The sequence below is a fragment of the Pseudomonas sp. PGPR N4 genome, from assembly GCF_059693665.1.
Window position 1 is genome coordinate 356454 of sequence record NZ_JCAUKV010000006.1, and the last position, 22351, is coordinate 378804.

Sequence of the window (22351 nt, forward strand, 5' to 3'; positions counted from 1 at the left end):
GGCCCCAGATCACACGCTATCAGCCGCGCGGCTTGCCGCGACCACCGCCAGCAGGCTTGCCGCCAGTTGGGCGACCGCCACTGGTGCGGGCACCATCAGGCTTGTTGGTGCGCTTGCGTACATCGCTCGGACGCTCGGCTACTGCACTGGCGACCGGGGCACGGCTGCCCTTGCGCGCAGCCGCGCTGTCTTCACGCGGCGCACGGGCCGGGCGCTCGGCCTGGCCTTCCTGCGCCGGGCGCAGATTGCGTACGCGTTCGCCACGGCCCAGCGGACGGCTGGACTTGCGCTGCATACGCTCCATCTTGTCCTTGGCCTTGAGGTTCAAGGTCGGCAGCGCAACCGGCTGCAGGCCCACTTCAGCGGCAAGGATGTCGATTTCGTACTGGCTCATTTCGCGCCAGCGACCCATTGGCAGGTCGGAGTTGAGGAACACCGGACCGAAGCGCACACGCTTCAGACGGCTGACGATCACACCTTGCGACTCCCACAGGCGACGTACTTCGCGGTTACGGCCTTCCATCACCACGCAGTGGTACCAATGGTTGAAGCCTTCGCCACCCGGCGCTTTCTGGATGTCGGTGAACTTCGCCGGGCCATCTTCAAGCACTACACCAGCCTTGAGTCGATCGAGCATTTCGTCGTCGACTTCGCCGCGCACACGTACCGCGTACTCGCGGTCCATCTCGTAGGATGGGTGCATCAGGCGGTTGGCCAGTTCGCCATCAGTGGTGAACAGCAGTAGGCCGGTGGTGTTGATGTCGAGACGACCGATGTTGATCCAGCGGCCCTCTTTCGGCCGTGGCAGGCGATCGAACACGGTTGGACGGCCTTCCGGGTCGTCACGGGTGCAGATTTCGCCATCTGGCTTGTTGTACATAATCACCCGGCGGGTGGCCTCGGAGGCCTCCACGCGCTTGATCAGCTTGCCATCGACCGAGATCGCGTCATGCATGTCGACACGCTGACCAAGGGTCGCGGCAACGCCGTTGACCTTGATCCGGCCCTGGCTGATCCAGGCCTCGACATCCCGACGCGAGCCCACGCCGATGCGGGCGAGAACTTTTTGCAGTTTTTCGCCGGATGGAGGAATAGGTTGGGTATCGAGCAGCTCTTTGTCACTCATCTGGGCACCTCCCGGTGTAAGAATGAAATGCGGTATCTGGCCACGAATGGGCCAGAGGGGCGCGCACTATACGCGGTTCATCAGCCAAGCGCACTGCAGAGTAGCGCCTTTTACGCAGGCAGCCAGGCTTTGCGCCGAACGGTCAACTCAGTTCGGCGTCATCTTCGGGCAACGGATCAGGCTGCGCCTCGGGCAGGTCTTCAAAATCAATCCTCAGACCTTCTTCCATCGCATCCAGCTCGACCAGCAGGCTGCGGAAGCTGGTCTCGGTCGGCGGCTCGCCCACCTCTTGCTCGCCCAGGCTGGCATCAGCCAACGCCTGCAGATGCGCCGGCACCGGGGCGTCGTCCGGGTCAAGCAGGGGCTCGGGCTCCATCTCGCGAAGCTCGGCCAGGGCTGGCAACTGGTCAAGGCTCTTCAGGTTGAAATGATCGAGAAACGCCTTGGTAGTGGCAAACATCGCTGGGCGCCCCGGCACTTCACGGTAGCCGACGATGCGGATCCACTCGCGCTCCATCAGCGTCTTGACGATGTTGGTGTTGACCGCCACACCACGCACGTCTTCGATCTCGCCGCGAGTGATGGGCTGGCGGTAGGCAATCAGCGCCATGGTTTCGAGCAGGGCCCGCGAGTAACGCTGCGGCCGTTCTTCCCACAGCCGGCCTACCCAAGGCGCAAAGTTCTCGCGGATCTGCAGGCGATAGCCACTGGCGACCTCTTTGAGCTCAAAGGCGCGGCCATTGCAGGACTTGGCCAGCAGTTCGAGGGCCTTCTTGAAGACAGCCGGTGCCGGACGCTCGGTTTCATCGAGCAGCTCGTACAGCCGTTCAAGCGATTGCGGCTTGCCCGAGGCCAGCAGAAAAGCCTCGATCAGCGACGCCAGGTCGCGCGGTTCATTCAGGTTCATTGGAGTTGGGTCGGCTTGTTTCAGTCGGTCCGCGCACGGACATGGATCGGGGCGAAGGGCTCATTCTGCACCAGTTCGATCAGCGATTCCTTAACCAGCTCCAGAATCGCCATGAAGGTGACCACCACGCCAAGCTTGCCCTCTTCGACGGTGAACAACTCGACAAAGGGCACAAAGGCGCCGCCCTTGAGGCGCTCGAGCACCTCACTCATACGCTCACGGGTAGAGAGTGTCTCGCGGCTGATCTGGTGGCTCTCGAACAGGTCATTGCGGCGCATGACTTCAGCCATCGACAGCAGAATCTCTTCCAGGCTGACATCGGGCAGCAATTTGCGCACCTGCGCCTGCGGTGCGTCCAGCCTGGGAATGATCACGTCGCGGCCAACCCGGGCGAGGGTGTCGATGCCCTCGGCTGCGGCCTTGAACCGCTCGTACTCCTGCAAGCGGCGGATCAGCTCAGCCCGCGGATCGCCCTCCTCCTCTTCAACCTCGCTGGAGCGCGGCAACAGCATGCGCGACTTGATCTCGGCCAGCATGGCGGCCATCAGTAGGTATTCTGCGGCCAGTTCGAGGCGCACCGACTTCATCAGCTCGACGTAGGTCATGTACTGGCGGGTGATTTCCGCGACGGGAATATCAAGGATGTCGATGTTCTGCTTGCGAATCAGGTACAGCAGCAGATCGAGCGGGCCTTCAAATGCCTCAAGAATCACTTCAAGCGCATGCGGAGGGATGTACAGGTCCAGCGGCAGCTCGGTAACCGCCTCGCCATACACCAGCGCCAGCTGCAGTTGCTGCGGTACTGAAAGATCGCTGGCCGCTGCCTCGGGCTGCGCCAGTTGATTCACGCATCCACCAGGAACGGCGTTGGGTCGCCGCAGCCAACCCGGATCACTTCAGGCTCGTCGCCGCTGAGGTTGATCACCGTCGACCCTTCGACGTTGCCAAAGCCGCCGTCGATGATCAGGTCGACGTGATGTTCCAGCGCCTGGCGGATCTCGTAAGGGTCATTCATCGGCTCTTCGTCGCCGGGCATGATCAGGCTGACGCTCATCAATGGCTCGCCCAGCTCAGCCAGCAACGCCAGCACGATCGGATTGGACGGCACGCGCAGGCCGATGGTACGGCGCTTTTCATGCAGCAGCAGGCGCGGCACTTCGCGCGTGGCATTGAGGATGAAGGTATACGGCCCCGGCACATGCGCCTTGAGCAGACGGAATGTGGAAGTGTCGATCTTGGCAAACAAGCCCATTTGCGACAGGTCGCAGCACAGCAGGGTGAAGTTGTGGTTCTTGTCGAGCTGGCGCAAACGGCGCACCCGCTCGATGGCGCTCTTGTCGCCGATCTGGCAACCCATGGCATAGGCGGAGTCGGTCGGATATACCACCACCCCTCCCTTGCGAATGATTTCCACTGCCTGTTTGATCAGGCGCGGCTGCGGGTTCTCCGCATGAATCTGGAAAAATTGGCTCACTAAATCGTCCTGTTCAAACCGCCATAGGCTGCTCATGCTTGAATCGACGCCACAGAGGTGGCAGGTCCTCAGGCAATGGCCGATAGGCACCGATCTCGCCCCAGGTGCCGGGGCCGTGGAAATCACTGCCAGCGCTTGCCAGCAGGCCGAACTCACGGGTAAGGATGGACATGGTGCCCACCTGCTCAGCCGGCATCATGCCGTTGACCACTTCAAGTGCCTGCCCGCCTGCTTGAATATAGTCGGCAATCAGCCGTCTACGCTTGCTGCGGGTCAGTTCGTAGTGCATCGGATGCGCCAGGCTTACCCAAGCGTTGGACTGGCGCAGGGTCGCGACAGTTTCCTCGAGTGTAGGCCAATGCAGCTTCACATCGCCCAGCTTGCCGGCACCGAGCCATTTGCGAAACGCTTCGCCGCGGTCCTTGACGTGTCCGGCACGCACCAGGTAGTCGGCAAAGTGCGGCCGCGCCGGAGCATTGGCGCTGTCGCCGAGTTCCTGCTGCACCGCGCGAGCACCTTCGAGGGTGTTGGGCATGCCCTTGGCAGCCAGGCGTCGGTCGATTTCTTCGGCGCGCAGCCAGCGACCACGGTGCAAAGCTTCGATTGCGCTCAGCAACGGCGGCGCATCGAGAGGAAAATCGTAACCCAATATGTGGATGGTCGCGCCGCCCCAGGTGCACGACAACTCGATGCCGCTGACCCAGTTCATACCCCGCTCAATGCAGGCCTGGCGGGCCTCGGGCAGGCCTTCGATGGTGTCGTGATCGGTCAAGGCGAAAGTCTGCACGCCGTGCTCGTGGGCGCGGGCGACCAGAATCGAAGGCGCCAGGGCGCCGTCGGAGGCCGTGCTGTGACAGTGCAGATCAACATTCATGGAGGAGCGCTTTCGCTGGAATCGATGTTTGATATTATGCCGTCACATCCCGCTTCTGGCTGCCATTGTGAAACAATTCGTCGATTTCATTCCGTTGCTGCTGTTTTTCATCGTCTACAAGCTCGACCCGCGCCCACTCGAAGTAGCCGGTCACAGCTTCGAATTCGGCGGTATCTACAGCGCCACTGCGGTGTTGATCGCAAGCTCGCTGGTGGTCTACGGCGCGCTGCTGATCCGCCAGCGCAAGCTGGAAAAAGGCCAATGGCTGACCCTGCTCGCATGCCTGCTGTTCGGCGGCCTGACCCTGGCTTTCCACAGCGAAACCTTCCTTAAATGGAAAGCCCCGGTGGTCAACTGGTTGTTTGCCCTGGCTTTTGCCGGCAGCTACTTCATCGGTGATCGGGTGCTGATCAAACGCATCATGGGTCACGCCCTGACCCTGCCCGATGCGATCTGGGCACGGCTGAACCTGGCGTGGATCTGCTTCTTCCTGATCTGCGGTGCGGCCAACCTGTTCGTGGCCTTTACCTTCCAGGACTTCTGGGTCGACTTCAAAGTGTTCGGCAGCCTCGGCATGACCGTGATCTTCCTGGTCGCCCAAGGCGTCTACCTGTCGCGCCACCTGCACGACAGCGACCCAACTACCCCCAAGACCGAGGATTGACATGCTCTACGCCATCATCTCCAGCGACGTCGCCAACTCTCTGGACAAACGCCTGGCCGCGCGCCCTGCGCATATCGAGCGCCTGCAGCAGCTGCAAGGCGAAGGCCGCGTGGTCCTGGCTGGGCCACACCCGGCCATCGACAGCAATGACCCGGGCGCTGCCGGCTTTACTGGTAGCCTGATCGTCGCCGAGTTCGACAGCCTGACTGCAGCGCAAGCCTGGGCCGATGCCGACCCGTACGTGGCTGCGGGCGTGTATGACAAGGTGGTGGTCAAGCCGTTCAAGCAGGTCATGCCATAACCCGCTGCACCTGCCGGCCCTGCCCGCAGGGCCGGCATCCAATCGCCCTCATCTAATCCGACGAGCGGCCGATACCCCTCAGTCAACACCGCCGAACCGACAAATGTGCTGCGTAATTGGCGCAGACGTTGCACTGTTCTCGGTAGTCTGCGGTATCTTTGCCACTGGCGGACACAGAAGACGCCGTCAATGGTTGAATTGAGTGAGTCATGAGCGAGCTGTTACTGATTGATGATGACCAGGAGCTCTGCGAGCTGCTTTGCAGCTGGCTGACCCAGGAAGGTTTTGTAGTGCGGGCTTGCCATGATGGCCGCAGTGCGCGTCAGGCCCTGGCCGAATGCGCGCCGGCGGCCGTCGTGCTGGACGTGATGTTGCCCGATGGCAGCGGCCTTGAGCTGCTCAAGCAGCTGCGCAGCGAGCACGCCGAACTGCCGGTGCTGATGCTCTCGGCACGCGGCGAGCCATTGGACCGGATCCTCGGCCTGGAACTGGGTGCCGACGATTACCTGGCCAAACCCTGCGACCCCCGCGAGCTGACCGCCCGCCTGCGCGCCGTATTGCGCCGCAGCCACCCGGCAGCGCCGAGCAGCCAGGTCGAAATCGGCGACCTGGCGTTCAGCCCGGCCCGTGGCGTGGTCAGCGTCGAAGGTCGCGAGATGACCTTGACCTTGTCCGAGAGCCGCATCCTTGAGGCGCTGCTGCGCCAGCCTGGCGAGCCGCTGGACAAACAGGAGCTGGCCCAGATCAGCCTTGGCCGCAAACTGACGCTGTATGACCGCAGCCTGGACATGCACGTCAGCAACCTGCGCCGTAAAGTTGGGCCCCACCCCGACGGCCGCCCGCGCATCGTCGCCCTGCGCAGCCGTGGCTATTATTACAGCCTCTGAGCCCAGCAGCAGACACAGGCAAGCCGCGCGACGCGGTTTGCCTTTCGCTCTAGAGAGCCGCAACGCCCTGCAACCTCTTTACCTTGCCTTTACCTTGACCTGACTGCGCCTGACCTTGATCTCCCTAAACTGGGCTCATCCGGTAACAACCGGCCCATGAGAGGAGAAACACCATGCGCAAGACCCTGATCGCTCTGATGTTCGCCGCTGCCCTGCCAACCGTAGCCATGGCCATGCCAGACGGCGGTCCACGTCACGACGGCCCGCATCACCGCGGCAATGCGCCTTACGCCCAGCTCGACCTGACTCCGGAGCAACGCCAGCAGATCGGCAAGCTCAAGGGCGACGGCATGAAAGCCCAGCGCGAGATTACCAAGCGCTACCTGGACAAACTGCCGGCGGCCGATAAAAAAGCCATGCAGGACGAGCTCAAGGCCCGTCACGACAAGACCGACAGCGAGATCCGCGGCCTGCTCAAGCCCGAGCAACAGAAGATGTTCGACGCGCAGCAGAAAGAACGCGCTGCACGCAAGGCTGAATGGAAGGAATTCCAGGCCTGGAAAGCTGAAAAAGCCGGCAAGGCTCAGTAAGCTGTAACCCACTGCCCGGCCCGCTCAGAAGCGGGCCGGGCTTTTCTCGTTTGTGGAGGTCTCGTCTTGCGTTCATTGTTCTGGCGCATCCTGGCCAGTTTCTGGCTAGCCATCGCCCTGGTCGCAGGGCTGTCGATCCTGCTTGGCCATATGCTCAACCAGGACAACTGGATCCTCAGCCGTCACCCAGGCCTGAATACCCTGGCCAGCGGCTGGGCACAGCACTATGAACAAGACGGCGTGGCCTCGGCCCAGCGCTTTCTGGAACGGCGCAAGCAGCGCTACAAGGTCGATGTGCAGGTACTCAACGACGCCGGCGATGCGGTGGTGCCGGGCACCTTCCCGCGCCGTGCGGCCGATTTTGAAGCGCGCCAGCACAATGACCAGCGGCGCTTGCCGTGGCGCCGATTGACCGAGGAATACACCAGCCCCAGCAGCGGCGAGACCTACCTGCTGATCTACCGCATCCCGCACCCGGAGCTGGATGCCTGGCACCGCGAAAGCCTGCTCTGGCCACTCAGCGCGCTCGGCATCGCCCTGGTGGTGCTGACCTTGTTCAGCCTGTTGGTGACGCTGTCGATTACCCGCCCGCTGAGCCGCCTGCGCGGCGCCGTGCATGACCTTGGCCAGACCAGCTACCAGCAGAACAGCCTGGCCCAACTGGCGGCCCGGCGTGACGAGTTCGGCGTGCTGGCGACCGACTTCAACAAGATGGGCGCGCGCCTGCAGAGTTTGATCGGCAGCCAGCGCCAGTTGCTGCGCGACGTCTCGCACGAACTGCGCTCACCGCTGGCGCGCCTGCGTATCGCCCTGGCGCTGGCCGAACGCGCGCAACCCGAGCAGCGCCAAGCCCTGTGGCCGCGCCTGACCCGCGAATGCGACCGACTGGAAGACCTGATCAGCGAGATTCTTGCCCTGGCCCGAGTCGATGCCGAGCAGGCGTTGGTTGAGCCGATCGACGTCAACGCTCTGCTGGGCAGTGTGCGCAAGGACGCGCAACTGAGTGCGCCGGAGCAGGAGATTCGCCTGGAAGCCGCGCCCGGGCTGACCTTGCAGGGCTGGCCGACGCTGGTCGAGCGCGCCGTGGATAACCTGGTGCGCAACGCATTGCGCTTCAATCCCGGCGGCAAACCGATCGAGATCAGCGCCAGGCTTGAGCAGCAGCGGGTGCTGATAACGGTGCGTGACCATGGTCCAGGCGTTGCGCCGGAGTATCTTGCTCAACTCGGCGAGCCGTTCTTCCGTGCACCGGGACAGGACTCCGCCGGTCATGGGCTTGGTCTGGCGATAGCCCGGCGTGCAGCCGAGCGGCATGGTGGCAGCCTGATCCTGAGCAACCATGCCCAGGGAGGCTTCGTTGCTCGTCTGGAGTTCCCGGTCACGGCCGTCGTTGGCAGTTGATCAAGCGCTCCTTTACACCGAAAGCGCCCCTTGCACGACTCAGCCCCAGGCGCGGACGAAGTCGGCCGTGTCCAGCACAGGCGCGGTGCGTGGCTCGTTGAGCGGCGTTCCGAGGTACAGGTAGCCAATCAACTCCTCGTTCGGCTCAAGCCCCAGGCCTTGATGAACATGGGCGTCGAAAGCCATGTCGCCGGTACGCCAGACAGCGCCGATACCTTGTGCATGGGCGGCGATGAGGATGCCGTGGGCAGCGCAACCGGCGGCCAGCCGCTGCTCGGACTTGGGCACCTTGAAGTGATCCTGCAGACGCGCGACAACCACGATCAGCAGCGGTGCGCGCAGCGGCATGGCGCGCGCCTTGTCCAGTGCGGCCTGGCTGGCGTCGCCTTTATTGGCCAGCGCTGCGGCAAACAGCTCTCCAAGCTTGACGCGGCCTTCGCCCTCGATGGTCAGAAAGCGCCATGGGCGCAGCTGGCCGTGGTCCGGCGCGCGCAACGCCGCCTGGAACAACCCCTCGCGTTGCGCCGCATTGGGCGCCGGCTCGGTCAGGCGTGGCACGGATACACGGTTGAGCAATGCGTCGAGAGCCTCCATCGGCTACCCTCCTGGCAGATAAAAAGTGCTGCCATTCTGCACTATCGGCGCCTGCCATGGCAGCACCGCTGCATCTGCCAAGGGCGTTTACTTAACCAGCCCCACAGGTAGAATGGCGCCCTTTCCGATTCGAGTCAGAGCAGATCACATGGCGTTGCCGACCTTAAGAATCATTGGTTTCATCATCGGCATCTTCCTGATCACCCTGGCGGTCAGCATGGTCGTGCCGATGGCCACCCTGCTGTTGTTCGAACGCACCGGCGACATGCCGTCGTTTCTCTGGTCAAGTCTGATCACCTTCATCGCCGGCCTGGCGCTGATCATCCCCGGCCGCCCCGAGCACGTGCACCTGCGCCCACGCGACATGTACCTGCTCACCGTCAGCAGTTGGCTGATCGTCTGCGTGTTCGCGGCGTTGCCGTTCCTGTTGACTCAGCACATCAGCTATACCAACGCCTTTTTCGAGAGCATGTCGGGGATTACCGCCACCGGTGCGACGGTGTTGAGCGGGCTGGACACCATGTCTCCTGGCATTCTCATGTGGCGCTCGATGCTGCACTGGCTGGGTGGTATCGGCTTTATCGCGATGGCGGTGGCGATCTTGCCGTTGCTGCGCATTGGTGGCATGCGCCTGTTCCAGACCGAGTCTTCGGACCGCTCGGAGAAGGTCATGCCGCGCTCGCACATGGTCGCCAAGTCGATCGTGCTGGTGTACGTCGGCATTACCTTCCTCGGCAGCCTGGCGTTCTGGTGGGCGGGCATGAGCCTGTTCGATGCGATCAACCACGCCATGTCGGCGATCTCCACCGGCGGTTTTTCCACCTCGGACCTGTCGCTGGCCAAGTGGGACATCCCGGCCGTGCACTGGGTTGCGGTAGTGGTGATGATCTTCGGCAGCATGCCGTTCACGCTGTATGTGGCGACGCTGCGCGGCAATCGCCGAGCGCTGTTCAAGGATCAACAGGTGCAGGGCTTGCTGGGCCTGCTGGTGATCACCTGGCTGGTACTTGGCACCTGGTACTGGGCAACCACCGAACTGCACTGGCTGGATGCCCTGCGCCACGTCGCGCTGAACGTCACCTCGATCGTTACCACCACCGGTTTCGCCTTGGGCGACTACAGCCTGTGGGGCAACTTCTCGCTGATGCTGTTTTTCTATCTGGGCTTTATCGGTGGCTGCTCCGGCTCGACGGCCGGCGGGATCAAGATTTTCCGCTTTCAGGTTGCCTACATCCTGCTCAAGGCCAGCCTCAATCAGCTGATCCACCCGCGCGCGGTGATCAAGCAGAAGTACAACGGCCATCGCCTGGATGAAGAGATCGTCCGCTCGATTCTGACTTTCTCGTTCTTCTTCGCCATCACCATCTGCGTAATCGCCCTGCTGCTGTCGCTGCTGGGGGTGGACTGGATGACAGCGCTGACCGGCGCCGCGGGCACTGTGTCCGGCGTAGGCCCGGGCCTGGGCGAAGTGATTGGCCCAGCGGGCAACTACGCCACTTTACCGGATGCCGCCAAGTGGATCCTGGCCGGCGGCATGCTGCTCGGCCGGCTGGAAATCATCACCGTGCTGGTTCTATGTATGCCGGCGTTCTGGCGTCACTGACCGCCTCGGCGCCCAGCCGCGAGCGGTATTCGCTGGGGGTGGCGTCGAACCAACGGCGAAATGCCCGGTAGAAATTGCTCGGGTCGGAAAAGCCCAGCAAGTAGGCGGTTTCGAGCAGGGTCATGCCTGATTGGGCCAGGTACTGCTCGGCCAACTCGCGACGGGTGTCGTCGAGCAGCGTCTGGAAACTGGTGCCCTCCTCCTGCAAACGCCGCTGCAGGGTGCGCTGAGACATGTGCAGCGCCTGCGCCACGGTTTCGCGTTTGGGCTCGCCCTGGGGCAGGATCCGGCACAACACCTGACGCACCCGGTGGGTGACGCGGCTTTCCGAGAAGCGGGCCAGATATTCGCCGGCAAAGCGGTCATGCAACACCGCCATGGCTTCATTGGCGGTGGGCAATGGCGCTTCCATATCGGCCCGCTCGAACACCAACGCGTCGTGAGCAGCGCCAAATACCAGCGGCGAGTGAAAGGCTACCTTGTAAGGCTCGATGTCGTCAGGCTGTGGCCCTTGGATAAGCACGCGCCGCGGCTGGATCGGTCGCCCGCTCAACCATTTGCTCAGCGCCAGCGCGCACGCCAGCGAGGCTTCGGCACTGTGGCGGGTTGGCGGCAGGTGATCGCCGTGCACGGTCAGCACCAGCGAGTAACCCTCAGGCCCGAGGCGGAAGCTCAGGTCCGAGCTTTCGGCGATGATCCGCTGGTAGCGCACCAGCCGTTCGAAGCCCTCGGCCAGGGTACGGCTGGACATCAGCGCATAACCGACCACATGAAACGATGCCGGGCGTACCACCCGCGCCATGTTCAAGCCGATCGCCTGGTTACCCGACAGCTCGACCGCCAGTTGCCACAGGCGGGTCATCGAATCCTGCGGGAAGCGCGCGTCCGGGTCATCCAGCGCAGCGAAGTCCAGGCCGAGTTCCTTGAACATGGCCGGGCAGTCGAGGCCTTCCAGCTCGAGGGCCTTGACGATGCCGGATGCCCAGCTGGCGGATGTGGTTCTTTCACTCATAACCGGCTTCTTGTGCTGACCGCTCCTGCGGTGAATGCCAAGGATACTCAATTGGCGCTTATTGTCACTGGCCCGCTTTGCCTATGACTCTAGACTCTAATCAGGCTCCACGCCGTGTACCCACGCCATAAGCAGTTGCTCAGGGAGCGAAATAATGGACCGCACAGCGCAGTTTCGCAGTTTTGCCGAGTTCTACCCCTTCTACCTCGGCGAGCACAGCAACCCCACCTGCCGGCGGCTGCACTTCGTCGGCACCAGCCTGGTGATAGCACTGCTCGCCTACACCATTGCCAGCGGCAAATGGTTGTTGCTGTTGTTGATCCCGGTTGCCGGATATGGCTTTGCCTGGATCGGGCATTTTGTCTTCGAGAAGAATCGCCCGGCGACGTTCGATCATCCGTGGTATAGCCTGATCGGCGACTTCGCGATGTTCCGTGACGTCCTGCTGGGCAAGGTCAGCTTGTAAAGCGCTAGGGCTGCGTACACGCTGATGCGCGGCACGGGATGGGCGAATTGGCCACAGACAGCGCCCCCGCCTGCGCTTAAACTGGCTCGCACCTGTCATCAGCCATCGCTGCGCCACGCCTCGTACCTATCGCCAGCGGTCCGCACAGAGGACTCCCATGACACCCCGCACCGCCCTCGGCGCTCTGCACATCGGCGCGCTGCTGTTTGGCCTGACCGGTGTCTTCGGCAAGCTCGCTGTCTCGGCCAGCCCGGCCATCATTGTTTTTGGCCGTGCCGCCTTCGCCGTGCTGGCGCTGGGTCTGTTTGCCCAGTTCATGCGTCAGACCTGGCAATCACTCAAAGGCGCTGATGTGCGCCGTCTGCTGCTTGGCGGCGTGTTGCTGGCCGGTCATTGGGTGAGCTTTTTCATCGCGGTCAAGGTTGCCGGCGTGGCCATCGCCACCCTGGGCTTTGCCAGCTTCCCGGCGTTCACGGTGATCCTTGAAGGGCTGTTGTTTCGCGAGCGCATCCGTCGCAACGAGCTGATGCTGGTCGTGCTGGTGAGCATCGGCCTGATCCTCGTCACGCCCGCCTTCGACCTGGCCAGCGAGGCCACCAGTGGCCTGCTCTGGGCATTGCTGTCGGGGTTGCTGTTCTCGCTGCTGTCGCTGACCAACCGCGCAGGCGGGGCGCGCTTGCCGGCGGCGCAGGCAGCGCTCTGGCAGAATCTGGTGGTAACGCTGTGCCTGCTGCCGTTCGCAGCGCCGGGTCTGGCCGACGTTCGCGCTGTCGACTGGCTCTGGATCGGCCTGCTTGGGGTGTTCTGTACCGGCATCGCGCACAGCCTGTTCGTCGCTGCGCTGGCGGTGATCAAGGCGCGCACCGCCGCCGTGGTGTTCGGCATGGAGCCGGTCTATGGCATCGCGGTGGCCTGGGCGCTGTTCGCCGAGCGGCCTTCGCTGACCATGCTCGCCGGCGGCGCCTTGATCGTGCTGGCGATCATCCTCTCCAGCCGCCTGGCCAGCGAGCCGGCCAGCGCCGCCAAGCCTGCAACCCAGAACAGCTGATCAGCGATCGTTGTGGCCGAGGTCGCGCTGCGGGTCGATCTGATCGCGTACGCGCTGTTTGAGCTGCTTGGCCTCGGGGAAGCCGCCATCCGCCTTGCGCTCCCAGATTTGCACACCGTTGCAGGTGACCCGGAACACGCCACCGGTGCCTGGCTCCAGCGCGACCCGGGCCAGATCGTCGGCAAAGGTGCTGAGCAGCTCCTGCGCCAGCCAGGCGGCGCGCAGCAGCCATTGGCACTGAGTGCAATAATTGATGACTATTTCGGGCTTGCTCGCAGACATGATCAGCTATCTCCAGAGTGTTGGCCGCTTATACTAGCGGCCTTTCCCTCTGCTTTGAGACTGGACGATGCACCGCTTGCTGTTGTGCCTGATGCTGCTGCTTACCTGTTTGCCGATCACAGCTGCCGAAAACACCCGGCCCAAGGTCGGCCTGGTGCTGTCTGGCGGCGCAGCCAGGGGCCTGGCGCACATCGGCGTGCTCAAGGCGCTGGAAGAGCAAGGCGTGCGCGTCGATGCCATTGCTGGCACCAGCATGGGGGCGGTCATTGGCGGCCTGTATGCTTCGGGCTACAGCGTCGAAGAGCTGGAAAAACTCGCCACCACACTCGACTGGCAGCAGGCGCTGTCCGATGCGCCACCGCGCAAGGACGTGCCGTTCCGGCGTAAGCAGGATGATCGCGATTTTCTGGTCAAGCAGAAGCTGAGCTTTCGCGACGACGGCAGCCTGGGCCTGCCGCTGGGGGTGATCCAGGGTCAGAACCTCGCCCTGCTGCTGGAAAGCAAATTGGCCCACACCGCTGATACCCGCGACTTCGACAAACTGCCGATCCCCTTCCGCGCCGTCGCAACCGATATCGCCAGTGGCGAAAAAGTGGTGTTCAGCCGTGGCCACCTGCCGCAGGTCATCCGCGCCAGCATGTCGATCCCAGCGGTGTTCGCCCCAGTCGAGATGGATGGGCGCTTGCTGGTCGACGGCGGCATGGTCGACAACATCCCGCTGGATGTCGCCCGCGAGATGGGCGTCGATCTGGCCATTGTGGTCGACATCGGTACTCCGTTGCGCGACCGCAAGCAACTGAACACGGTAGTGGATGTGCTCAACCAGTCGATCACCCTGATGACCCGGCGAAATTCCGAAGAGCAACTGGCCAACCTGCACCGCGATGACATCCTGATTCAGCCGCCCTTGGCGGCATTCGGCGTCACTGACTTCGGCCGCACCGCCGAGATGATCGAGGCCGGCTACCGCGCCACCCGTGCTCTTGATGCCCGGCTGGCTACACTGCGCCAGGCTGAGGGCGATACTCAGCTCGCCATCGCCCGCTCGCCGCGCCAGCGCACCCCGGTGATTACCGCAATCAAGGTCGAGAATGATTCGAAGGTCAGCGACGACGTGATCCGCTACTACGTTCGCCAGCCGATTGGCGAGCCATTGGAGCTGGAGCGTCTGCAGACCGACATGGGTACCCTGTATGGCCTGGATTACTTTGACGGTGTGCAGTACCGCGTGGTGCACAAGGGCGACGACAACACCCTGGTGATCAAGGCCAGCGGCAAACGCGGCGGTACCGACTACCTACGCCTGGGCCTCAACCTGTCGGACGACATGCGCGGCGACAGCGCCTTCAACCTCGGCGCCAGCTACCGCATCAATGGCATCAATCGGCTGGGCGGTGAATGGCTGACGCGGGCGCAGATCGGCGATCAGCAAGAGCTGTACAGCGAGTTCTATCAGCCGCTGGACATCGGTTCGCGGTATTTCGTCGCGCCGTATCTGGATCTGGGTTCACAGAACATCGAAGCGACACTGGAAAATGACCCGATCGCCGAATACCGCTTGCAACGCTATGGTTTCGGCATCAACCTCGGCCGCCAGATCGGTACCTATGGCGAGGTGCGTGCAGGCGTGGGCAAGGCCTGGGGCAACGCCGACGTTCGCATTGGTGATCAGGACCTGCCCTCGGTCAGCTTCAACGAAGGTTTCTACGAGCTCAAGTACTCGTTCGATACGCTGGACAACGTGTACTTCCCGCACAGTGGCGAAGACATCGGCCTGACTCTGCGCAACTACGACAAGTCGCTGGATTCGGACAGCAACTATCGTCAGTGGGAGCTGAACGTGGACAAGGCACTCAGCAGCGGCGCCGACACGCTGGTACTTGGCGGGCGCTACGGGCGCACGCTGAACGACGCCGACGTGGTCACTTCGAGCTTCGTGCTCGGTGGCGCCCGGCAGCTGTCGGGCTTCCGTCAGGATTCGGTGTCGGGGCAGAACATCAGCCTGATGCGGATGGTCTATTACCGGCGCCTGACGCCACGCGCCTACCTGCCGCTGGACTTCCCGCTGTACATCGGCGGCTCGCTCGAACGCGGCCGGGCCTGGAACAACGACAATGACTTCGACAGTGGCTACATCAACGCCGCGAGCATATTTTTAGGGTTGGAGACGCCGCTAGGGCCGTTGAACCTCAGTTATGGGGCCAACAGCGAGCAGCAGAAAGCGGTGTATCTCAATCTGGGCCACACGTTCTGATTGAACGCGCCCGGGGCTGCCCCTGCATGGCAGCCCTGACGTCGCCTCAGGATTTTTCCAGGTTGCCGAGAATCTTTGCATGGACCCGCATGCAGATATCCAGGTCTGCCTCGTCTACCCCGCTGAACAGTTCGGTACGCAGCTGGTTGGCGATGGTTTCGATTTGCTCAATCAGCGGCTTGGCGGGTGGGCAGAGCAGAATCTTTTTGGCACGACGATCTTCCAGCACCGCCTGGCGGCGCACCAGACCCTGGGTTTCCAGGCTGTCGAGCAGGCGCGCCAGCGTTGGGCCTTCAACGCCCACGCTCTGCGCCAGTTCACGCTGGGTCGGCGCTTCGGCGAAGCGAGCGAGGTGCAACAGCACCAACCAGCGAGCCTGGGACAGATTCAGCCCGGCCAGTCGGCGATCCAGTTCAGCGCGCCAGCCCCGGGACATCTGGGCCAGTTGCATGCCAAAGCGGTGTTGATTGTCGGTAAGCGGCATAAACAACTCGATGGATAGAACTAATTATTAGCCAGCTAATCATGGCCTTGCGCTCCAGGCAAGGCTGGGCGTCACGGAAATGTCCGATAATCATCAAAAAATATGACAAGGATCAGCCAGATGCCGCGCTCAGCGGCATCGCGCCTGGTTACAGCTCAAACTCGGCCGCCAGCGCAGCGCGGATGCAATACAGCACACCCTCCGGCACGCGCTGGGCGAATTGCGCTGCGATCTCCGCCACCGGCGGTAGCTCGCCTTCGCCATCAAGGAAGGCATCCTGCACTTCCATCATCAGGTCTTCGGGCAAGTCCAGCGCCTGGTCCAGGCTCAGTTCCTGACGGCCGAGCGCCTCGGCCAACAGGCTGTAGACATTCTTTTCGCTGCAGTTGAGCTGGCCGGCAATCTGCATCGGCGTCATGCCCGCCCGCGCCAGGCTTACCAGTTCGTGGCGCAGGTCAAGCACCACCTTTGGCGCCTGAGTGCTCTCGCCGCCGTTGAGCACCTCGAGAAACGCCTGGCCATAGCGCTCCAGTTTGCGCGCGCCGACACCACTGACCTGGCCCATGTCGGCAAGGCTTGCAGGCTGACTGCGGAGCATTTCCAGCAAAGTCGAATCGGGGAAGATGACGTAAGGCGGTACGCTGTGCTCTTCAGCCAGCTTGCGCCGCAGGGTGCGCAAGGCTTCCCACATCTCGCGCTCTTCGCCACGCACCAACTGGCTGGCCGGGCTGCCACCGCTGGAGCTCTTGGCGCTGGTCTGTGGTTTGAGGTCGCGACGCAGTTGCAGGTTGACCTCGCCACGCAGCAATGGCCGGCAGCTGTCGGACAGGCGCAGGCCGCCGTAGCCTTCGAGGTCGATATCGACCAGGCCACGCGCGACCAGCTGGCGGAACAGCGAGCGCCACTCATGTTCACTCAGGGACTTGCCGACGCCGTAGACCGAGAGCTTCTCGTGACCAAAGCTGCGGATCTTCTCGTTGTCCTTGCCCAGCAGCACATCGACCAGATGACCAACGCCGTAGCGCTGACCGGTACGAAACACCGCCGACAGGGCCTGACGTGCAGGCTCGGTTGCGTCCCAGGTCTGCACCTTGTCGACGCAGTTGTCACAGTGACCGCAGGGCTGTTCGAGGACTTCGTCGAAGTAGGCCAGCAGCGACTGTCGGCGGCAGCGGGTTTCTTCACACAGGGCCAGCATGGCGTCGAGTTTGTGCTGCTCGACCCGCTTGTGACGCTCGTCACCTTCGGAGTTCTGCAACATCTGCTTGAGCATGACCATGTCTTGCAGGCCGTAGGCCATCCAGGCGTCGGCGGGCAAGCCGTCACGACCGGCACGACCGGTCTCCTGGTAATACGCCTCGAGCGACTTGGGCAAGTCGAGGTGGGCAACGAAGCGCACGTTGGGTTTGTCGATGCCCATGCCAAATGCAATGGTCGCAACCATGATCAGGCCTTCCTCGTTGAGGAAGCGGCGCTGGTTGCTGGCACGGGTGTCGGCGGCCAGGCCGGCATGGTAGGACAGTGCCGGAAAGCCCTGTTCGCAGAGAAACGCTGCGGTCTCGTCAACCTTCTTGCGTGACAGGCAGTAGACGATCCCGGCGTTGCCGCGGCGCTCGCCAAGAAACGCCATCAGCTGTTTGCGCGGCGCTTCCTTGGGCACGATGCGGTAAAAGATATTCGGCCGGTCGAAGCTCGACAGAAAGCGCTCGGCGCCCTGCAGGTGCAGACGCTGGACGATCTCTTCGCGGGTGCGCATGTCGGCGGTGGCGGTCAGGGCGATGCGCGGCACATGCGGAAACTGTTCGGCCAGCTGGCCCAATTGCAGGTACTCAGGCCGGAAGTCATGGCCCCACTGCGACACGCAATGCGCTTCGTCGATGGCAAACAGCGATACGTCGAGGCCCTGCAGGAACTCGAGCATGCGTGGTTGCACCAAACGCTCAGGCGCGAGGTAGAGCATCTTCACCTCGCCGCGGCGCAAGCGCCCGGCCAGCTCGCGTTGCTGCTCGGCACTCAGGGTAGAATTCAGGGCTGCCGCGGCCACGCCGAGTTCGTCGAGGGTGGCAACCTGGTCGTCCATCAAGGCGATCAGTGGCGATACCACCACAGTCAAGCCGGGCCGCAACAAGCCAGGGACCTGGAAGCACAGCGACTTGCCGCCGCCGGTAGGCATCAGCACCAAGGCATCGCCGCCATTGGCCACACATTCGATGATCGCTGCCTGGCGCCCCCGGAAACTGTCGTAGCCGAAGATGTCCTTGAGGACGCGCTGAGCCTGTTCGAGCATTGCAAACTCCGAAATCGCCGTATCATTCCCGAACACAGGCTGGACGATAAACTCGTCCGGCACACGCGCGAATGCGTAAGCAGCTTTTGCCAAGGGCCGCACAAACACTGTGCCCGGCTGAAAACCGCGGATTATACCCCAGCGACGAGTGCTAAAGGACGCTACGGTGACAGACGTTCCCTTTGCCCCGTGATCGCAGCAAGGTGCTAGAATTCGTTATCGTTTATTCTTCAAGGTAGCCCCGTAATGTCCTTCGCCGAGCAACTGACCCGCCTGCAAGTCTTCCTCGATGCCGACGAGCTGCACGAAGAAGCGCTGGATTACGTCGCCGCCCACGGCTACCTGACCGCGCTTTCGATCACTTCCGAGGCCGTTCCTGACCGCGAATGGATCGACGCGCTGTTTGCCGAAGAGCCCAAGTACAGCAGCGACGCGCAGCGGGTCGAAATCGAAGCCACGCTGGTCGCCCTCAAGGCCCACATCAGCCGTCAACTGGCCAGTGACGAAGAGTTCGAGCTGCCGTGCGACCTCGACCTGGGTGAAGACCCGGACGACTCCGATCTGCGCGGCTGGTGCATCGGCTTCATGGAAGGCGTGTTCCTGCGTGAAGAAGCCTGGTTCGAGAACGCCGAAGAAGAAGTCAGCGAAATGCTGCTGCCGATCATGGTCGGTTCGGGTCTGTTCGATGAGCAGCCAGAGTTTGAAGACATTGCCAAGGACGCCAACCTGCAGGACGACATGATCGTGCAGATTCCGGAAGCCCTGACCGCGCTGTACCTGCTGCTGCACGCTCCGGAAGAAAAGCCAGCCCTGCTCAAGCCGCGCCATCACTGACAGCAGTCATGCGCTACCTGTTGCTGGCCGCTGGCTGGCTCAGCGTTGCGCTGGGGGTATTGGGGATTTTCCTGCCGGTATTGCCAACCACCCCCTTTCTGCTGCTGGCGGCCGCCTGCTTCGCCCGCAGCTCGCCGCGCTTCCACGCCTGGCTGGTCAATCACCCGCAGCTGGGACCGTGGATTCGCGACTACCTCGGTGGTGAGGGGATCCCGCTCAAAGGCAAGGTCTACGCCATTGGCCTGATGTGGGCCAGTATCGGTTTGTCCTGCTATCTGGTGCCGTTGTTCTGGGCGCGGCTATTCATGCTCACCAGCGCGGTGCTGGTGAGCCTGTACATCCTCAAGCAGAAGACCCTGCGCCGCAGTTGAGCCCGTCCTCCAGGGCACTGCCAGGCCGGCACTCACCTACCTTGCGAACTATGAGATATCGTTGATCCAATTGAGATAGCTGGGGCTGCTGCGCAGCCCTTTCGCGACACAAGGCCGCTCCTACAGGGTCCGCGCATGACTGACTAGCGCGGTCCCTGTAGGAGCGGCCTTGTGTCGCGAAAGGGCCGCAAAGCGGCCCCAGCGGGCTCAAGATGAGTCAAACAACCTTAGACGGTATCCACCTTCAACGAATGATCGTTGAGCATGCCGTTGATGATGGTTGCAGTGTCATGCCCGGATGCAATCAGACCACCCGCCCCCGCCGTTACGCCATAGTGCTGGGCAAGGTCAACGCCGGCCAGGTCGATGGTCTGACTCGGTGCCGCACCGGCCACGCTGCTGACTTCGATGGTCGACACCACCGTACCTCCCGCTGCGCTGACCTTGAAGTGCAGGAAGTCATCCAGTGAAGCCGCCGCGCCAGCATCGGCCTGAAGCAATTGCGACAGGTCAAGATGATCAGCGCCTGGCGTGAAGTCAGTCACAGTGTCGTGGCCGGTGTCACCCTTCTGCCAGACGAAGGTGTCATTGCCGCCGCCCCCGGTCAGCAGGTCATCACCCCGACCGCCAATCAGCACGTTGTCATTGGCGTTGCCAATCAAGGTGTCGTGGTAGTCCGAGCCGATCAGGTTGTCGATCCTGACCAGGGTGTCCAGCCCACCGCCGCCGGTATCCTGCTGGCCCACCAGGTTGAGGTCGACCACTACGCCTGCCTTGGCTGTGGCATAGCTGACGGTATCAATACCGTGACCGCCTTCGAGCAGGTCATTGCCTGGGCTGCTTACCAGCACCGCCTCGCCTTTGCCATCCTCCACCGCCAACAACGTATCGGCGGTCAGCGCGCTGCCAGTGCTGTCTGCGTGGTAGACGATGTCTGCAGTGCCAGTTGCCGAGTCGCTGCCAACTGTCTGGCCGACAGGGTGGCTCTCGCCTTGGACATTGCTCGAATCGATCAGCAGGCTGAGCTTGAAGCTGTCCTGCGCCGGGGCAGTGCTGTCGGTCGTGCTGGTCAGCTGGATGCTGTACAGGCCATCATGGCTGGCGGTGAAGCTGCCGCCGTCCGCCACAGGGTGATAGCTGCCAGCTGCGCCTTTCCATTCCATGAGCAAGTTGCCCGGCGCGCGATCGTGGTCGAGGGTGAGCGTCTCACCCTTGCGCAGGGCCACCGTGTACACGTCCTGCTCGCCGGCGTGGCTGTTGCCCATCTGCGCCAGATAGCCGGCCACCACCAGCGCGGAGGTCATGGCGCCGCTGTTGGCAGCGAACGCGCTGCGAGCAAGCTCCTTGAGCGAGCCGGTGGCTTTGTGTTCGTCAACGTCGAACCGGATCGGCGCCGCTTTGTCAGTGGCCGCCGAGCGAGCGCCAACAGCTCCATCAGCGCAGCCCGCCTGGCTGGCGTCCTGGACGTTGAAGGTCACCGTCGTAGTGCTTTCATCACCGTCGGCGTCACGGATGGTGTAGACGAAGGTGTCGGTAGCTCCAGCCGGTGACACGCTGTTGGGGTTGGCGTGATAAACGCCATTACCGTTGGCATCCAGCGTTGCGTAGCCATAAGCGCCTTGCACCTCTGTGCCGAGCTGGCCCACAGCAGAAGTCGAGGTGTCGCTGCCGGCGCGGATCCCGATCACATACTGGCCAGCGGCAGAGACGTCGGCGCCGATCACGTCATTCCACAGCAGGTTGCCCGTCACGCTGCTGCCTTCGACCACATTGGCGAAGTCGCAGTGGGCTTGGGGCACGTCATCAACAATGCTGACGACGATGTTGCTGGTGGTGGTGTTGCCGAGCGAGTCCTTGACCTGATAGGTGAAGGTTTCGGTGACGATATTGGGGCCATCGTTCTGTTGCGGCGAAGTGCTGGCAGGCGAAGTCAGGGTATAGGTGTAAGAGCCATCACCATTGACCTGGATCTGGCCGAAATGGCCCTCGGCATTGCCGACCAGGCTGTAGGTGAGGATGCCTACGCCGCCGCTCACGGCGCCAACCAAGGTGCCGCTGGCTGTTTCAGCGGCCGATCCCGGCTGGCTGCCGAGCACAGCGCCCGGAGCCAGGTCGTGGCAATCCTTGTTCAGGTCCAGAGCGTTTTCGTAGACAGTGACGTCGTGATCCGGTGTCGCCACCATCTGGCAGTTGAGCACGTTGATACTGACCGTCGCGGTGCTCTGGTCACCGTCGGCATCACGGATGGTGTAGACGAAGGTATCCGTGGCGCCCTCTGGGGCATTGCTGTTGGGGTACGAGTGGTAAACCCCGTTACCCTCGACATCGAGGGTGATGTAGCCGTAAGTGCCCTGGACATTGACGCCGAGTTGGCCAGAGGCAGGCGTCGATGTATCTGAACCGGCGCGTACACCAACTACGTATTTACCATCAGCGGAGACGTCGGCGCCGATCACGTCGTTGAGCAGTACGTTACCGCTGACCTGCCCACCCATTTCCACTCGGGCAACGTCGCAATGCGCTTGGGGCACGTCATCGACGATGCTGATGACGATGTTGCTGGTGGTGGTGTTGCCGAGCGAGTCCTTGACCTGATAGGTGAAGGTTTCGGTGACGATATTGGGGCCATCGTTCTGTTGCGGCGAAGTGCTGGCAGGCGAAGTCAGGGTATAGGTGTAAGAGCCATCACCGTTGACCTGGATCTGGCCGAAATGGCCCTCGGCATTGCCGACCAGGCTGTAGGTGAGGATGCCTACGCCGCCGCTCACGGCGCCAACCAAAGTGCCGCTGGCTGTTTCAGCGGCCGATCCCGGCTGGCTGCCGAGCACAGCGCCCGGAGCCAGGTCGTGGCAATCCTTGTTCAGGTCCAGAGCGTTTTCGTAGACAGTGACG

At 62.6% G+C, this 22351-nt stretch carries 22 protein-coding genes and 1 pseudogene; 12 read left to right on the top strand and 11 right to left on the bottom strand.

The features are described 5' to 3' along the window. Positions 1–19: 19 nt before the first annotated feature. The 5 genes from rluB to AC58X1_RS21765 form a co-directional block, all read right to left on the bottom strand. The gene (gene rluB / locus AC58X1_RS21745; protein WP_101317687.1) at positions 20–1126 is read right to left on the bottom strand and encodes a 23S rRNA pseudouridine(2605) synthase RluB; all 1107 of its coding nucleotides are present in this window, start codon (positions 1124–1126) and stop codon (positions 20–22) included. A 142-nt stretch (positions 1127–1268) separates the two neighbouring features. Then, the gene (scpB, locus tag AC58X1_RS21750; RefSeq protein ID WP_497429442.1) at positions 1269–2033 is read right to left on the bottom strand and encodes an SMC-Scp complex subunit ScpB; all 765 of its coding nucleotides are present in this window, start codon (positions 2031–2033) and stop codon (positions 1269–1271) included. Positions 2034–2053: 20 nt separating this feature from the next. Then, positions 2054–2881: a segregation and condensation protein A gene (locus tag AC58X1_RS21755; RefSeq protein WP_497429443.1), complete on the bottom strand. Its 828-nt coding sequence runs from the start codon at positions 2879–2881 to the stop codon at positions 2054–2056. Continuing rightward, a complete protein-coding gene (locus tag AC58X1_RS21760; protein ID WP_101317683.1) occupies positions 2878–3507 on the bottom strand; it encodes an L-threonylcarbamoyladenylate synthase in 630 nt (209 codons plus the stop codon). Before AC58X1_RS21760 ends, AC58X1_RS21755 begins: the two co-directional genes overlap by 4 nt. Before the next feature lie 13 nt (positions 3508–3520). Further along, entirely contained in the window at positions 3521–4381 is an 861-nt protein-coding gene (locus AC58X1_RS21765) for a PHP domain-containing protein (protein WP_497429444.1), read from the bottom strand. A gap of 67 nt (positions 4382–4448) precedes the next feature. Here AC58X1_RS21765 and AC58X1_RS21770 point away from each other — a divergent pair, with 67 nt between their 5' ends. The 6 genes and pseudogenes from AC58X1_RS21770 to AC58X1_RS21795 all read left to right on the top strand — a co-directional run bounded on the left by AC58X1_RS21770 (position 4449) and on the right by AC58X1_RS21795 (position 8224). Further along, the gene (locus tag AC58X1_RS21770; protein ID WP_497429445.1) at positions 4449–5045 is read left to right on the top strand and encodes a septation protein A; all 597 of its coding nucleotides are present in this window, start codon (positions 4449–4451) and stop codon (positions 5043–5045) included. Position 5046: 1 nt separating this feature from the next. Beyond that, positions 5047–5346: a YciI family protein gene (locus AC58X1_RS21775; protein ID WP_497429446.1), complete on the top strand. Its 300-nt coding sequence runs from the start codon at positions 5047–5049 to the stop codon at positions 5344–5346. A gap of 118 nt (positions 5347–5464) precedes the next feature. Continuing rightward, a pseudogene (locus AC58X1_RS21780) lies at positions 5465–5548 on the top strand (translation initiation factor 2); the annotation flags it as partial. 7 nt (positions 5549–5555) lie between these two features. Beyond that, positions 5556–6233, top strand: a complete 678-nt coding sequence (locus AC58X1_RS21785; RefSeq protein WP_101317674.1) for a response regulator transcription factor — start codon at positions 5556–5558, stop codon at positions 6231–6233. A 173-nt stretch (positions 6234–6406) separates the two neighbouring features. Beyond that, positions 6407–6823: a Spy/CpxP family protein refolding chaperone gene (locus AC58X1_RS21790; RefSeq protein WP_101317672.1), complete on the top strand. Its 417-nt coding sequence runs from the start codon at positions 6407–6409 to the stop codon at positions 6821–6823. Between the two features lie 66 nt (positions 6824–6889). Then, complete coding sequence (locus AC58X1_RS21795; protein ID WP_497429447.1) at positions 6890–8224, top strand: sensor histidine kinase; 1335 nt, start codon at positions 6890–6892, stop codon at positions 8222–8224. Between the two features lie 39 nt (positions 8225–8263). Here the strand turns inward: AC58X1_RS21795 and AC58X1_RS21800 are convergent, their stop codons facing one another. Beyond that, the gene (locus AC58X1_RS21800; protein ID WP_497429448.1) at positions 8264–8818 is read right to left on the bottom strand and encodes an NAD(P)H nitroreductase; all 555 of its coding nucleotides are present in this window, start codon (positions 8816–8818) and stop codon (positions 8264–8266) included. A gap of 148 nt (positions 8819–8966) precedes the next feature. On the opposite strand from AC58X1_RS21800, the gene AC58X1_RS21805 reads away from it, so the two are divergent. Beyond that, positions 8967–10421 carry a TrkH family potassium uptake protein gene (locus AC58X1_RS21805; protein ID WP_497429449.1) on the top strand — a complete coding sequence of 485 codons (1455 nt, stop codon included), beginning with the start codon at positions 8967–8969 and terminating at the stop codon, positions 10419–10421. On the opposite strand, the gene AC58X1_RS21810 is transcribed toward AC58X1_RS21805, so the two are convergent. Further along, positions 10378–11433: an AraC family transcriptional regulator gene (locus tag AC58X1_RS21810; protein ID WP_150569814.1), complete on the bottom strand. Its 1056-nt coding sequence runs from the start codon at positions 11431–11433 to the stop codon at positions 10378–10380. The genes AC58X1_RS21805 and AC58X1_RS21810 overlap by 44 nt on opposite strands. A 154-nt stretch (positions 11434–11587) precedes the next feature. Here AC58X1_RS21810 and AC58X1_RS21815 point away from each other — a divergent pair, with 154 nt between their 5' ends. Beyond that, the gene (locus AC58X1_RS21815; RefSeq protein WP_101317662.1) at positions 11588–11899 is read left to right on the top strand and encodes an Mpo1-like protein; all 312 of its coding nucleotides are present in this window, start codon (positions 11588–11590) and stop codon (positions 11897–11899) included. 157 nt (positions 11900–12056) lie between these two features. After that, positions 12057–12947 carry a DMT family transporter gene (locus AC58X1_RS21820; protein ID WP_497429450.1) on the top strand — a complete coding sequence of 297 codons (891 nt, stop codon included), beginning with the start codon at positions 12057–12059 and terminating at the stop codon, positions 12945–12947. Here the strand turns inward: AC58X1_RS21820 and AC58X1_RS21825 are convergent, their stop codons facing one another. Further along, on the bottom strand, positions 12948–13229 hold the full coding sequence (locus tag AC58X1_RS21825; protein WP_103436586.1) for an Rdx family protein: 282 nt from the start codon (positions 13227–13229) through the stop codon (positions 12948–12950). It abuts the gene before it with no gap. Positions 13230–13296: 67 nt separating this feature from the next. Between AC58X1_RS21825 and AC58X1_RS21830 the strand changes: the two genes are divergently transcribed. Continuing rightward, on the top strand, positions 13297–15483 hold the full coding sequence (locus AC58X1_RS21830; protein ID WP_150572175.1) for a patatin-like phospholipase family protein: 2187 nt from the start codon (positions 13297–13299) through the stop codon (positions 15481–15483). A 46-nt stretch (positions 15484–15529) separates the two neighbouring features. Here AC58X1_RS21830 and AC58X1_RS21835 read toward each other — a convergent pair whose 3' ends face one another. Both AC58X1_RS21835 and recQ read right to left on the bottom strand, forming a co-directional pair. Continuing rightward, positions 15530–15967 (bottom strand): MarR family transcriptional regulator, encoded by a 438-nt coding sequence (locus tag AC58X1_RS21835; RefSeq protein ID WP_101317654.1) that lies wholly within the window; start codon positions 15965–15967, stop codon positions 15530–15532. A 148-nt stretch (positions 15968–16115) separates the two neighbouring features. After that, on the bottom strand, positions 16116–18254 hold the full coding sequence (gene recQ, locus AC58X1_RS21840) for a DNA helicase RecQ (protein ID WP_150572174.1): 2139 nt from the start codon (positions 18252–18254) through the stop codon (positions 16116–16118). Between the two features lie 246 nt (positions 18255–18500). Between recQ and AC58X1_RS21845 the strand changes: the two genes are divergently transcribed. After that, the gene (locus tag AC58X1_RS21845; RefSeq protein ID WP_101317650.1) at positions 18501–19088 is read left to right on the top strand and encodes a UPF0149 family protein; all 588 of its coding nucleotides are present in this window, start codon (positions 18501–18503) and stop codon (positions 19086–19088) included. 8 nt (positions 19089–19096) lie between these two features. Continuing rightward, the gene (locus AC58X1_RS21850) at positions 19097–19459 is read left to right on the top strand and encodes a YbaN family protein (RefSeq protein WP_101317648.1); all 363 of its coding nucleotides are present in this window, start codon (positions 19097–19099) and stop codon (positions 19457–19459) included. 227 nt (positions 19460–19686) lie between these two features. Here the strand turns inward: AC58X1_RS21850 and AC58X1_RS21855 are convergent. After that, the coding region (locus tag AC58X1_RS21855) for an Ig-like domain-containing protein (protein WP_497429451.1) at positions 19687–22351 on the bottom strand (2665 nt) is incomplete at its 5' end.